General features: G+C 42.8%; 9 protein-coding genes. 3 read left to right on the forward strand and 6 right to left on the reverse strand.

From position 1 onward, the window contains the following. Positions 1–132 precede the first annotated feature (132 nt). Positions 133–1,023, reverse strand: coding sequence for a tetratricopeptide repeat protein (locus tag CWC28_RS00465; protein ID WP_063703939.1), 891 nt, complete (start codon positions 1,021–1,023; stop codon positions 133–135). 271 nt (positions 1,024–1,294) lie between these two features. On the opposite strand from CWC28_RS00465, the gene CWC28_RS00470 reads away from it, so the two are divergent. Continuing rightward, complete coding sequence (locus CWC28_RS00470; RefSeq protein ID WP_063703941.1) at positions 1,295–2,668, forward strand: GAF domain-containing sensor histidine kinase; 1,374 nt, start codon at positions 1,295–1,297, stop codon at positions 2,666–2,668. Between the two features lie 63 nt (positions 2,669–2,731). Here the strand turns inward: CWC28_RS00470 and CWC28_RS00475 are convergent, their stop codons facing one another. Next, positions 2,732–2,989, reverse strand: a complete 258-nt coding sequence (locus CWC28_RS00475) for a hypothetical protein (protein WP_063703943.1) — start codon at positions 2,987–2,989, stop codon at positions 2,732–2,734. Positions 2,990–3,253: 264 nt separating this feature from the next. Here CWC28_RS00475 and katG point away from each other — a divergent pair, with 264 nt between their 5' ends. Further along, a complete protein-coding gene (katG, locus tag CWC28_RS00480; protein WP_063703945.1) occupies positions 3,254–5,431 on the forward strand; it encodes a catalase/peroxidase HPI in 2,178 nt (725 codons plus the stop codon). Between the two features lie 730 nt (positions 5,432–6,161). Here katG and CWC28_RS00485 read toward each other — a convergent pair. Next, complete coding sequence (locus tag CWC28_RS00485; RefSeq protein WP_063703948.1) at positions 6,162–8,087, reverse strand: hypothetical protein; 1,926 nt, start codon at positions 8,085–8,087, stop codon at positions 6,162–6,164. Between the two features lie 136 nt (positions 8,088–8,223). Beyond that, positions 8,224–9,822: an ABC-F family ATPase gene (locus tag CWC28_RS00490; protein ID WP_082874043.1), complete on the reverse strand. Its 1,599-nt coding sequence runs from the start codon at positions 9,820–9,822 to the stop codon at positions 8,224–8,226. Positions 9,823–10,564: 742 nt separating this feature from the next. Between CWC28_RS00490 and CWC28_RS00495 the strand changes: the two genes are divergently transcribed. After that, on the forward strand, positions 10,565–12,190 hold the full coding sequence (locus tag CWC28_RS00495; RefSeq protein WP_063703950.1) for a methyl-accepting chemotaxis protein: 1,626 nt from the start codon (positions 10,565–10,567) through the stop codon (positions 12,188–12,190). A gap of 57 nt (positions 12,191–12,247) precedes the next feature. Here the strand turns inward: CWC28_RS00495 and CWC28_RS00500 are convergent, their stop codons facing one another. After that, positions 12,248–12,655: a type 2 periplasmic-binding domain-containing protein gene (locus CWC28_RS00500; protein ID WP_063703953.1), complete on the reverse strand. Its 408-nt coding sequence runs from the start codon at positions 12,653–12,655 to the stop codon at positions 12,248–12,250. A gap of 12 nt (positions 12,656–12,667) precedes the next feature. Continuing rightward, the gene (locus tag CWC28_RS00505) at positions 12,668–13,813 is read right to left on the reverse strand and encodes a porin (protein ID WP_063703955.1); all 1,146 of its coding nucleotides are present in this window, start codon (positions 13,811–13,813) and stop codon (positions 12,668–12,670) included. Positions 13,814–13,875 lie beyond the last annotated feature (62 nt).

A 13,875-nucleotide genomic window follows, 5' to 3' on the forward strand; every position in this document is an offset into this window, starting at 1 on the left:
TCTAACGGCTAAAAGTCAGCGATTTCACATCGCGTCCTAGGCTCTAGGACCTAGAGCCTAAATCCTAGTGCCTAGGACCTAAATCCTAACGCCTATGACGCGGGATAAACCCGCTGCTACATGGGGGGGCGACTAAACCGTTTCGTTTAACAACGAATTAAAGCTGTCGTTGTCGTGCAGGCTGGCAAACGCGCTCTCGTGTAATAGCTCGTTACGCAAGTTAGGAGAATACTCAAGGGCCATGCGAATATCAGCCATAGCATCGGCGTGTTTGTGCAGTAATGCATACGCACAAGCACGTTGCCAGTATGCATAGCCGTAATCGCTATCGATTTCTAATGCTTGATTACAAAGTGCAATAGCTTCTGTGGTTTGATTCTTTTCAAGTAATGCATCGGCTTTATAGGCAATCGCTTCTACATCTTCTGGCTTACGTTTTAAGATCTCATCAAAAATTTCAATCTTATTGGCAACATCGCTTTCTAAATTGGCACGCATCCATAAAGAGTGAACCTCATTCGTAATTGAGATCTTTTTCTGATTCGTTAAGATCTCTTCAGATCGCTCACGTAGTTTTTCTTCTAGTACTTTTAATCGCTCTTCGTATTCTTTGGTGATTGCACTCACGCGTGTATTAACAATGTCTTCTACTTTGTTTTTAACATCACGCAGCGAATTCCAGCCAACTAGAACTAAAATTGAAGCGGTAATGGTAATAATAAAAAAGACATTATTAATGGTGTCGGTTGTATAAGTTAATGCGCGGTCGGCAGTATCAAGTTGTGTGTGAGCAACTTGTTTGGTCACATCTTCACGCAGTTTCTGTTGGTCTTGGCGCACTGCTTTTAATTCATCAAGAATATAACGCTCTAACAATGGCTTATACATAGGTTCTTGAAGTTTATCGAGTGCTTGTTGTTGTTCTGCTTCATTCAGTGCAGGGCGGTTTTCAGGTTCATTTTGAGCTGCTGCAAACGTGCTAAAGCTCATTAAAAAAGTAATTAAAATTAAGGTATAACGCATGATCTTTTCATTTTTAGTGAGTTCTAGAGTAACTGTAACATGCGTGAGCACTGTGGACTAGGCAAAAAAAAACCAGCTCGGGGGAGAGCTGGCCAAACTGCTTAAACAACATAAAGTCGTAAGGGGTATCAACAGGAGTTAGGTACAATATACCCCTGTTTATCTGAACAACTACTTAATACTAAATGAGTTTTTAAAAACTTATATTCGTTCTGTCAGAATCATAATGTTCGTCTAGACTTAAGGAGTCGTAAAACTAAAAGGTGAGAGTATGCGCCAACAACTAGTCCAACTGCTGTATGGAGTATCAATTTCTTCCGATCTTGATAGTGGCAATGTTGAATTAGCTGAACGCTTAATTCTAAATGCTGTTCTTGATGGCCTTGAAATTGGCCGAGCTGGGATTTGGCTTTTAAATGCCGAAAACACGGCGATTGAGTGTCGTTTGTTACTTGATAGAGAAAACGGCAAAGAAATTCAAATGTTAGTGCTCCCTCGTGATGCATACCCAGCCTACTTCAAAGCGCTCGACACCCAACGTACGATTACCGCAGTAGATGCTCATACCGACCCTGCCACCTATGAATTTAGCGAAAGTTATTTAACCCCTCTTAATATCGGTGCAATGCTTGATGCACCAATTCGCTATAAAGGAAAAATGATCGGGATTTTTTGCTGTGAGCATATTGGTGGCAAGCGGCATTGGACAGAAGATGAATGTTCATTTATTGGTGCATTGGCAGATCTTTATGGCAGAGCCCTGTCTGCACAAGAGAATGAACGTATCAATGCAGAACTTGAGCGCGCCAATCAGCATCTAGAGCAACGTGTAGCTGAACGTACGCGTACACTTGAAAAAACCTTATCAGAACTCACCGCAATGCAAGAAAAACTCATAGAAGCCGAGAAAATGGCTTCACTGGGTAATCTTGTTGCGGGCATTGCACATGAAGTCAACACGCCTATTGGCATTGCAGTAACCGCGAATAGTTCGGCAAAAGATAAACTCAGTGCCCTTAACAAACATATAGAGGCAAATACCTTAACAAAAACGGCCTTACTCGAAGGTATGAATCACTTAAACGAGTGCATCAAAATATCATTTACCAACCTTGAGCGGGCTGCAAAACTGATTAGCGACTTTAAGCAAACCGCAGTTGATCAGTCATCGCTTAATTTACTAGATACCAATATTAAAGATTATCTTGAAAATATATTGCACAGTCTTATGCCGCTAACGCGAAGCCATAGTGTCGAAGTAAACATCGACTGCGTCGAAGACTTTTCGTTGATCACCGTACCAGGGGCGCTTAGCCAAATAATTCTAAACTTAGTTAATAACAGCTGCGTGCATGGCTTTATTGGCCGAGAGCAAAACCGCATAGATATTGCTGTGAGCATAGATAATGACAATCACAGCTACACTGTCACCTACAAAGATAATGGCCATGGCATGACTGAAGATGTTATGTACAAGGTGTTTGAGCCATTTTTTACCACCAAACGAGGGAGTGGCGGCAGTGGGTTGGGTATGTCGATCGTTTATAACCTTGCAACGCAAGCGCTGCAAGGTGAAGTGAGCATCGATAGTAAACCCGATAACGGTGTTACTGTCACCTTCAAACTACCTATGAAACTCGCATAACTAATTAATTTTTAAACAAGTTGCAGGCTAAATAATCTGGTGACTGGGTAATGAAATTAAAAATTAATCAGTTTGCTTGGCAAGACAAGAAATATCTGAGCATTTGTTGTCTTTGCAAAACTGTTTTATGCGTTTTTTAGAATATAAATAATTAATGCTTAAAGGTGTGATTAACAACGCCAGCCAAAACAATACTGAGCTTCTAAAGGTTAGCCCGACAAGCGAAGCAACTACCAGCCCCGTTAACATCAAAATAGGTAAATTGGCGATAAAAAAGTTAATACTTAGTTGTCTAGCAACATCAGGATTAATAGTTTTCATAAGGGCTACTCGCTGTTAAAAAATACCCTTATAAAATGGACGGTTTTACAAAATGAATCAAATCAGATTTTTCTATCGGTGCAATCGATTTAAAACCATGATCTAGATCTAGCTTTATTTATATACAACTCCTATAGTTTTAAACAACAGGAACTTATTTGCTATTAGTTATTCATAACTATTAGAAAATCTCTCTTTATGACGAAAGGGATAAAAGCGACTTTTTAGCGTTTCGTCATATTTTTAGCTTATGAGGAGCATATAATGAGTAATGGAAAAACGGGCCAGTGCCCGGTAATGCATGGTAGTAACACTGTCACCGCTCAATCAAATACCGACTGGTGGCCAAACGCACTCAATTTCGACATTCTTCATCAACACGACAGCAAAACGAATCCTTACGGCAAAGACTTTAATTATGCAGAAGCATTCAAATCTCTTGACCTTGAAGCAGTTAAAACCGATTTAAAAAACTTAATGACCGAAAGCCAAGAATGGTGGCCAGCTGACTGGGGCCATTACGGTGGTTTAATGATCCGTATGGCGTGGCACTCAGCAGGTTCATACCGTTTAGAAGATGGCCGCGGTGGCGGTGGTACGGGTAATCAACGCTTTGCGCCATTAAACTCATGGCCAGATAACGCTAACTTAGATAAAGCACGCCGTTTACTTTGGCCAATTAAAAAGAAATACGGTAACAAACTTTCTTGGGCTGATTTAATGATCTTAGCCGGTAATATGGCATACGAATCAATGGGTTTAAAAACTTTTGGTTTTGCAGGTGGCCGCGAAGATATTTGGCATCCAGAAAAAGACGTTTACTGGGGCGCTGAAAAAGAGTGGTTAGCACCTAGTGATGAGCGTTATACAAATGTAGCTAAACCAGACACCATGGAAAACCCATTAGCAGCGGTACAAATGGGCTTAATTTATGTGAACCCAGAAGGGGTGAATGGTAATCCTGATCCACTTAAAACGGCTGAACAAGTTCGCGAAACCTTTGCCCGTATGGCAATGGATGACGAAGAAACTGCAGCGCTTACAGTCGGTGGCCACACTGTGGGTAAAACCCATGGTAATGGTAGCGAAGAGAACGTTGGCCCTGAGCCAGAAGCGGCTGATGTGTTTGAGCAAGGCCTTGGCTGGAACAACCATAACTCACGCGGTATTGGCCGCGATACCATGACATCAGGCATCGAAGGCGCGTGGACCACTCACCCAACTAAATGGGATAACGGTTATTGCTACTTACTGCTTAACTACGAGTGGGAACTTAAGAAGAGCCCAGCAGGTGCGTGGCAGTGGGAACCAATCGATATTAAAGAAGAAGACAAACCAGTTGATGTAGAAGATCCATCAATTCGTTTAAATCCTATTATGACCGACGCCGATATGGCGATGAAGATGGACCCAACCTATCGTAAGATTATCGAACGTTTTAACGATGATTTTGAATACTTTAGTGATGTGTTTGCACGTGCATGGTTCAAACTAACGCACCGTGACTTAGGCCCTAAATCACGTTATTTAGGTGCCGATGTACCAAGCGAAGATCTGATCTGGCAAGATCCGATCCCAGCGGTGGATTACACCTTATCAGACAGCGAAATTAGCGAGCTTAAAACCAAGCTACTTAACTGTGGTGTAAGTCAAGCAGACTTAATTGCAACAGCATGGGACAGCGCCCGTACTTACCGTGGTTCAGACCATCGCGGTGGTGCAAATGGTGCACGTATTCGCCTAGCACCGCAAAAAGATTGGCAAGGTAACGAGCCTGAGCGTTTAGCTAAAGTATTAAGCGCACTTGAATCAGTACAAGCGGGTTTAAGCAAACCAGTAAGCCTCGCTGATTTAATTGTACTTGGTGGCTCTGCTGCGGTTGAACAAGCTGCAAAAGCAGCGGGTGTTGACGTCACTGTGCCATTTGCGCCGGGTCGTGGTGATGCTACAGACGAGATGACAGATGCAGACTCGTTCGACGTACTTGAGCCAATTCACGATGGTTTCCGTAACTGGTTGAAGAAAGATTACGTGGTTTCAGCAGAAGAGCTAATGCTAGAGCGTACGCAATTAATGGGCTTAACAGCACCAGAAATGACCGCTCTTGTTGGTGGTATGCGTGTACTTGGCACTAACCACGGCGGCTCTAAGCATGGCGTGTTTACAGATAATGTAGGCACACTTAGCACAGACTTTTTCGTAAACCTAACTGACATGGCTTACACATGGAAGCCAACAAGCAATGGCCTTTACGATATTGTTGAGCGCAGCACAGGTGCAACTAAATGGACAGCAACACGCGTTGATTTAGTGTTTGGTTCAAACTCAATCCTACGCTCATACGCAGAGTTTTATGCACAAGACGACAACAACGAACGTTTTGTAAGAGACTTTGTCGACGCATGGGTGAAAGTAATGAACGCCGACCGTTTCGATATTTAACTTAAAATTCCGTTAAGTACAAAGGCCACACAGTTAAACTGTGTGGCCTTTTTTATTTAAAGAAGTTAGCGAGTTTCAAGGGGAAAGGGGAAAGGGGAAAGTTACGAGGGGAAAGAGTAAAGTTACGAGATGCGAAATACGAGATACGAAATACGAGATACGAGATACGAAATAGGAGATACGAGATACGAAATAGGAGATGCGAAATAGGAGATGCGAAATAGGAGATGCGAAATACGAGATACGAGATACGAGGTAGCAGCGATTTTACATCGCGTCCCAGAGCCCAGAGCCTAGGACCTAGCGCCTAGAACCTAAATCCTAGAGCCTAAATCCTAGAGCCTAGCGCCAAGAACCTCGCCAAGGACGCGGGATAAACCCGCTGCTACACGTAGGCGTGAAACTTGTTTCGCGCGTCTGACTAACCGCTCTTTTCGACGTCCGATTCGGCACTAAAGTACCTCCTACAATGTTGCATAAGAGGCATTTTTGTTGCGAAAAACTCTCGAACTAACCAACCCCACAGCTCGACTGACATCTAACATCTGACCTCTAACGACTAGAAACCAGCGATTTTACATCGCGTCCCAGAGCCCAGAGCCTAGGACCTAGCGCCTAGAGCCTAGAACCTAAATCCCAGCGCCAAGAACCTCGCCAAGGACGCGGGATAAACCCGCTGCTACATGTAGGTGTGAAACTTGTTTCGCGCGGCTGACCGCTGCAAGCTCCTTTACTTTTCAATCCCTAACCAATAACTGTTTTGGTATATGTTTTCTTCAACTTCTTTATCGCTGTAGTTATAGATACGCTGCCAAAACAGGCGGTCGAAAATGAATTTATCTGCTTCTTTATGAATAATTTTAAAATTAATTAAAGAGGCATATAAAATTTCATCATCGCCTAACACTTCATCCTTACAGCTAGCATAATCAACTGCGCCTGGGCACTGAGACATCATTGCAAAACTAATACTATTATCAGCTTCAAATTGCCAATAGGTATTTGGCGTAAAGTTAGCTCTGTTTTCAAGGCCATATTGATCAGCATAATAGAAGCTGCCTTTACCATCATCATTTATAAACCAGTATGTTTTCAGGTTGCCGCTGGTGTAGTCTTGACGTAAGTAGCTAAATAGATGCTTATAGTCATCAAGAGTGATGGTTGAATCATCAATCACTTCCAAAAATTCATACCCTAAGCGAGCCTGACGCTCTTCTTTATTTCGCTCGCGCACCATGAGAGTTTTACCATCAGGTTGAGTGAAAAATTGTAAGCTGGTATCTAGGCCATTGCCGGTTACCTTAACGGTGTCGCCATTATTGTCTAAGTTGTAATGCCACTTGAACGAGTCGGTACTTATTGGCGTATTGAATGTTACCGTTGCAGTGTCGGCGGCAGTGATAGTGAAAAATGATGGTAAATAGCGAAGCGTTAATCCTTCACCTGTATCTGAATTTTTATTATTTAAGCGGCCAGTATACGTTTTACCCACTTTAAGCTCAGGAACCGCAATCGGTGTCAGTTTTTGTAATGCAACAACCGATGTTTGCACTTTCATAGCTTCAGTTAGCTCTTCTGACTCAACAATATTCGCAGCGTCAGCTTCATCATGATAGCTAAGAATATGTTGCAGTTTTAGAACCGCAAAATCATCGAACTGCGCAACTACTTCGGCATTAACGAGGTTAAGGTCAAACTCTACATTCACCTCGTAGCCTTCTTTATTTAGCTGATTTGCATAGCTGTTCGTAATAAATTTGTCGCCATTAATCGCTAACGATTTACCTTCTAAGGTCGCCGAAAACTCTGCATAAGGGAATGATGTGGTACTGCCTGAAGCTGTTGGAATATAGCTTGCTATCGATACTTCAAAATAGCTTTCTTCACCTTCGGTGTTTATATGATTCACCATGTGAAAAGTATTGTCATCCATATCAACATAATACGCAGAGCTAAGCTCTGTATTTGATTTATAAAGGGTAACTACTTCGCCTTTATCGGTTGATACATTAAAAAGCTCAACACGAATAGCGTCATCGCGCTTAGCTAACACTTCCATTTCAAGAAGGGCTTGTTGATTACACTCATGCAAACAATCAATTGCTTGGGTATTTAACGCAATAACATCAGGATTTGACCATCTAAAACGGCTTAACTCACCGTTTTGAGCAATCACACCGGTGTCTTCAGAGGCAAACGAAAGCTGCACGCTGCTATCGCTTGACTGCCAATTCCCCATCACTTCGCTGTTGCTAAGCTCAATTGGTTGCCATGCGGCACGGTTTTCAGCGACATTAACGGTTAGGGTATATTGGTTACTTGCTTTACCATCAGAGACTTCCACAGTAAAAGCGTGGTTAGCAACGTCGAATAGGCTTGGCTCAGCACTAAAAGTTACTTGATTACTGCTGGTGGATACAGTCAGCCATTCTGGCTTATCAATAATCGTTGTTGTCACACTGTCGTTTTGCTCATCTTTTAAATCAACAACTAAATTAGCTGATTCAAGCGCTTTAATAGAAAGGGCCAGTGAGCCTGAGAGGGTAGGCGCAGTATTTTGCTCAACTTTTACATCTGGTTTTTTGTCTGTTGATGAACCGCCACCACACGCTGTTAATGCCAGTGTTAATGCCGATACGCTAAGAAGCTTTTTCATTTACATCCTTTAAAGTTTATTTTTCTTTGTAAAAGAGATGCAAATTACCTAAATTGGGTAAGTCAGTCAAAGGTATTATGTAACTGAACGTAAACAAAAAAGGTGAGCTAACTTGCTCACCTTTTCGAAGAAGGGGTTACTGCGCTTGTTGCGCAACATGGTCCATATATTCGTCAAACGTGCCCTGAAAATCGATAAGCTGTTGATCTTTAATATCGATGATACGAGTCGCCAATGACGATACAAACTCACGGTCGTGGCTCACAAAAATCAGTGTGCCTTGGTAATCTTTTAATGCATTATTGAGTGCTTCAATGGCTTCCATATCCATGTGGTTGGTTGGCTCGTCCATAATGAGCACGTTGATGTCTTGCATCATGAGCTTACCAAACAATAGGCGGTTCTTTTCACCACCCGAACAGTTACGTGCTTTTTTGTTAGCGTCATCTGCAGTGAATAATAAACGGCCTAACATAGCACGAACCATTAAATCGTTGTGCTTAGCGGTGCGCCACTGCGACATCCAATCAAATAGAGTTAAGTCGTTATCAAACTCTTTGCTGCTGTCTTGCGGGCAATAACCAATGCTGGCATTTTCAGACCACTTAACCACACCTTCGTTGCTTTGTAATTCATTCACTAGGCAGCGTAATAGGGTGGTTTTACCAACACCGTTTTCACCAATAACCGCAAGCTTAGCGCCGGCTTCTAGTAATAAGTCACCACCGCTGAACAGGGTTTCACCCTCAAAGCCATGACCTAGCTTGGTAAGCTCTAATGCTTGGCGATACATCTTTTTGCCTTCGTCAAAACGAAGTGATGGGCTAATACGGCTCGATGCTTTTACTTCATCAAGCTTAATTTTATCCATGCGCTTAGCACGAGAGCTCGCTAGTTTTGCTTTTGATGCGTTAGCACCAAAGCGGTTTACGAACTCTTGTAGCTCGTCAATTTCGGCGCTCTTCTTTGCGTTTTCAGCAAGCAGCTGTTCGCGTTGCAAGCTTGAAGCTTCAATCCACTTTTCGTAGTTACCAGGGTAAATTCGTAGCTCACCGTAATCGATATCGGCCATGTGTGTACATACCGAGTTTAAGAAGTGACGGTCGTGAGAGATAATAATCATCGTACACTTACGCTGGTTAAGCTCGTTAGCTAGCCAAGTAATGGTGTGAATATCAAGGTTATTGGTTGGCTCATCAAGCAGCAAAATATCAGGGTTTGCAAACAGCGCTTGTGCTAAAAGTACTCGAAGTTTCCAGCCCGGCGCAACGTTTGCCATTAAGCCGTAATGAAACTCTTGCTCAATACCCGCTTGGATCAAAATTTCTTCCGCACGGCTTTCTGCTGTGTAGCCATCCATTTCGGCAAAAATGCTTTCAAGCTCAGCGACTTTCATACCGTCTTCTTCACTCATTTCTGGTAGTGAGTAGATACGGTCGCGCTCTTGTTTAACTTTCCAAAGTTCTGCATCACCCATGATCACCGCATCAACCACAGTGTATTGCTCAAACGCAAACTGATCTTGGCTTAGCGTACCTAGCTTTAAACCCGGCGCAATCGACACATTGCCAGACGTTGGCACAAGCGCACCACTTAGAATTTTCATAAAGGTCGATTTGCCGCAGCCATTCGCGCCAATTAAACCATAGCGGTTACCGTTACCAAACTTAGCTGAAATGTTCTCAAACAGAGGCTCTGCACCAAACTGCATGGTGATATTAGCGGTTGAAATCAACGAATTATTCCTAGAAAAATACTGACAGGGTTATGGGCGCAGCAACTGCGAAAATAAACAAGCAATAGGGTAAATAATAGGCCGCGGATTATACAGATCAGCCCCAAAGAACGCTATTAAAAAAGGAAAGTTTCAAGGGGAAAGTTAGCGGGTTAGAAAGAGTAAAGGGGAAAGGTGCGAGTAAGCGATTTTACATCGCATCCTAGCGCCTAGATCCTAGCGCCTGATGTTTCCCGCGTAGGACTGGCTTTAGCCGGGAAATGTATTAAATTAGCGAGTTTCAAGTTACGAGGGGAAAGGTGCGAGATGCGAGTCTGTAGCAGCGATTTAACATCGCGTCCTAGCGCCTAGATCCTAGCGCCTATGTTTCCCGCGTAGGACTGGCTTTAGCCGGGAAGTGTCTTAAGTTAGCGAGTTTCAAGTTACGAGGGGAAAGGTGCGAGGTGCGAGATTCGAGTCTGTAGCAGCGATTTTACATCGCGTCCTAGAACCTAGAACCTAGAACCCAGACCCAGATCCTAGCGCCTATGTTTCATTCGTAGGCGTGAAACTTGTTTCGCGCGTCTGACAGCTGAAGACTGAAAGCTCTTATTTATTTTTGGTTCGGCACTAAAGTACCTCCTACAAGACCTCCCACAAACGGCACAAAATAAGAAAAAAACCTGAAAATATATAAATATAGTTAATACTTTAGGGAAATCGGGCGATAATACTAAGTAATATGACAGCAAAGGTGGATTCAATGTCTGCAAGTATTTCATTCAATAACTTGAGCATCACAAAAAAAATACACGCCATAACATGCATTGCCATAACGGCATTCGTGATCATAGTAGTAACCAATTTTATAGCCATGAATGACAACAAGATCTCGCTCGACGAGCTAGAAAAGTCGTCATATCAAGTCGTTAAACTCACTTCAGCAAACGTTGCGCTACTCGAAAAACTAGATGAGTTATATACTCAAGCGGTAACATTTGGTGAGTCAGACTTAGTGGATAGTGCTGCACAAACATATAAAACAATTAACGAAAATCTACAAAATATTATCAGTATCAACGACAGCTATGTGCATGCCGATACCAAAAAACAATTAGAGCTTTATGCGCAAACCTCGTCGAGTATTGCAACCTCAATGATCGACGGCACCGCCGACTTTAGTAAAATTCAACAGCAAGCACAGCAAAAAACACAGCAATACGAGGCCGTTTTAGCGGGATTTAAACGTGCACAAACCCGTGCAGACGACCGCTTTTTTGAACTTGTACAAGCAACCAAAGCGCGTTCAGACAACGCACTACACTTAATGCTTATTGTGTCTGTTGTATCACTTATTTTATTGGTGGTTACCTCAATTTGGATTGCCCGTGGAATTGGCTCATCAGCTAGCGCTGCGGCTGATAACTTACGTCTATTAGCCGACGGTAAAGGCTCACTAAGCACACAACTTGAAGTACACGCTAAAGACGAAATTGGTCAGGTATCAATTAACTTCAATGCGTTTATTCAGCTATTAAAAGGCTCGGTACTTGAGGTAATAGCTGTGTGTGAACCATTAATGGAGAACTCAACGCGACTTGTGCAAGGTATGGAACGTGCTGAGCGTGCCACAACGAAACAAACATCCGATGCCGAAATCGTTAAGCAGTCGATGGAAGAAATGCGTCAAAGTGTTGCTGATATTTCACATTCAGCGGCAAACGCATCGCAAGCTGCGCAAACAGCCGAGCGCGAAGTTGAGCAAAGCAGAACGCAAATACAGCGCTCTGTTACTGAGTCAAAAACATTAAGTGAAGAAATAAACCAAGCGGCTTCAACAATTAACCAGCTGGCAAATGACACTAAAAATGTGACTCAGATCTTAAACGTCATTACCTCAATTGCAGAGCAAACCAATTTACTGGCACTAAACGCGGCTATTGAGGCTGCGCGTGCAGGTGAACAAGGTCGTGGCTTTGCGGTTGTAGCAGATGAAGTACGTGAGCTTGCATCAAGAACATCGCACTCAACCAACGAAATCAGAGAGCTGCTTTCAACGTTGACAACCGCAGCGAGCCATGCGGTAAATGCAATGAACTCAGCCCGAGATATGGCTACAAACAATGCCGAAGCGGCAGAAAATACAGGGCAGTCGATTGATAAAATCTCTGAGCAGATTTTAGAAATTAACGGTATGAATTCGCAAATCGCCGCGGCCACTGAAGAACAAACATCAGTTGCCAGTATGGTGGTTGATAACGTGTCGAATATGCATATGTCGTTTGAAGAAACAATGGACTCATTGTCGGCGGTACGTGATGTAGCGAAGAACCTTCATTACCTGTCTGATTCGTTACTCGACGCCACAGCTAAATTTAAAGTCGAGTAATTTAAGCGCATAAAAAAACCAGGCATTGCCTGGTTTTTTATTAGCCGTAGTAATGACTTAAAAAGTACCTACTACTTTAACTTTATCAGTTACTTTTGCTGCATCGATATAACCAATGGCGTCGCCGTTGGCTGCAACAAAATCAATAACAGCTTGATCGTTTGCTAGTTTCTCAGGCGGAGTACCTTTACCAGTAAATACCAATTTCGACCAATAAGCGTTAAGCTGGCTGCTCGACTTACCAACAACCTTATCGTTAAACTCATCGCTTACGCTGTTGCCGTCTTGGTTTACCGGGTTTACTTTTGTGCCATCATCAAACGACTTGGCCTTACCAAGGTAAATCTTTTTGATTGTCCCTTCATCAATAGCATTGCCATTTGCAGGGTTCACAATCACAGCAACATCAGCAAATGCAGCGTGCGAGCAAAGAGTCATTGCTGTAGCGATTAATAATTTTTTCATTATGAACTCCAATTAAAAAACTAAATCAACAGCAACAGCAACAACGTCGGTTTCTGTATCTGAAATGTCATCTTTAAAGCGGCTGAAATCTACTTTCAATGCTGCTGATGGGTGGAAGTCATAACGCGTACCAATGGTATACACGTTGCTCTTTGCTCTAACGCCTTCAAGCACCTGATTAATACCTGCGTTTAAAGCTGGTACTGCAGGTAGTGCGTTGTAGCGGTTGCTATCGTGTTTGTCGTCGTTATTTTCGTAAGTTAAGTGCACAATCCACTCATCCATACGGTAACCAACAGACGTGTAGTATTGAGTTTGTTTAGCAAGAGCACTGTTTTCTACTTCGAACTCAGTGTATTCAGCATCAAATAGAATGTCGTTGTAATCAATTGAAAAGCCCACAGCGAAGAAAGAACCGTCATCTTCGTTTACAGCAATATCATCTGCTTGATCAACAAAACCCGCAGCGCGAAGAGTTTGCTCAAGGCCATTAAGTGCAACACCTGCATCGGTGTCGTTTTCAATTGCAATTGTTGTATCGGCTACAAAGTACGCAGCACGAGCGCTGAACCAGTCATAGCTCATCGTCCAGTTGATACCTGCAATATCATTAAGCTCTGTATCACCATTAACCGATACCACAGCAATGTTGCCATCGAAGCTACCGTAAATAACTTGAACGGTTGAATCCCAATCACCTAATTGCGTGTTGTGTAACAGGCTTAGGCCTTCATACGTTGAAAACGGGAGGTTATAAACAGATTGCGGCGGACGAACCCAACGGTAAGTGTAACCAACGTCTAAAAAGTCTGAATAACGGTAAAAAGGCACGCGCATTTTACCAGCACTTACTTGTAGCTCATCGCTGAACTCATAAGTTAAATAAGCCCATTCAAACTCAGCATCAAAATCATCACTACCACGCGCCACAATTTGTGCCGTAGCGCTCAGCTTTTCTTGTAAATCTGCAGAAAGCTGTAATGCGAACATACTTTCGTTTTTAAACGAAATATCGTCATCGTAACCGTAAAGGGTTGCGTCGTCGTCAAGGGCTTTACCGCCAACAATAGAAGCAAAGCCATTTATGCGAACCTCTGCCATTGTGTTTGCAGACACAAAAGCAGCACATAGAGCCAATGCAATAGGAAGTTTTTTCATTGTATATCCCTAGTATTTAGTATGAAAATGTTGATTTCGCTTAATATTATAGTCGTGCGTAG

Origin of the sequence: Pseudoalteromonas sp. S4492 (assembly GCF_005886115.1) — a bacterium.
In the GTDB taxonomy this organism is placed as follows: Bacteria; Pseudomonadota; Gammaproteobacteria; order Enterobacterales; family Alteromonadaceae; genus Pseudoalteromonas; species Pseudoalteromonas gelatinilytica.

Excerpts from the sequence above, each read along its gene's own strand:
- CWC28_RS00500 (WP_063703953.1), bottom strand. The coding sequence starts at position 12,655 with ATGAAAAAATTATTAATCGCTACAGCAATGACTCTTTGCTCGCACGCT.
- katG (WP_063703945.1), top strand. The coding sequence starts at position 3,254 with ATGAGTAATGGAAAAACGGGCCAGTGCCCGGTAATGCATGGTAGTAAC.
- CWC28_RS00505 (WP_063703955.1), bottom strand. The coding sequence starts at position 13,813 with ATGAAAAAACTTCCTATTGCATTGGCTCTATGTGCTGCTTTTGTGTCT.
- CWC28_RS00465 (WP_063703939.1), bottom strand. The coding sequence starts at position 1,023 with ATGCGTTATACCTTAATTTTAATTACTTTTTTAATGAGCTTTAGCACG.
- CWC28_RS00475 (WP_063703943.1), bottom strand. The coding sequence starts at position 2,989 with ATGAAAACTATTAATCCTGATGTTGCTAGACAACTAAGTATTAACTTT.
- CWC28_RS00470 (WP_063703941.1), top strand. The coding sequence starts at position 1,295 with ATGCGCCAACAACTAGTCCAACTGCTGTATGGAGTATCAATTTCTTCC.
- CWC28_RS00495 (WP_063703950.1), top strand. The coding sequence starts at position 10,565 with ATGTCTGCAAGTATTTCATTCAATAACTTGAGCATCACAAAAAAAATA.
- CWC28_RS00485 (WP_063703948.1), bottom strand. The coding sequence starts at position 8,087 with ATGAAAAAGCTTCTTAGCGTATCGGCATTAACACTGGCATTAACAGCG.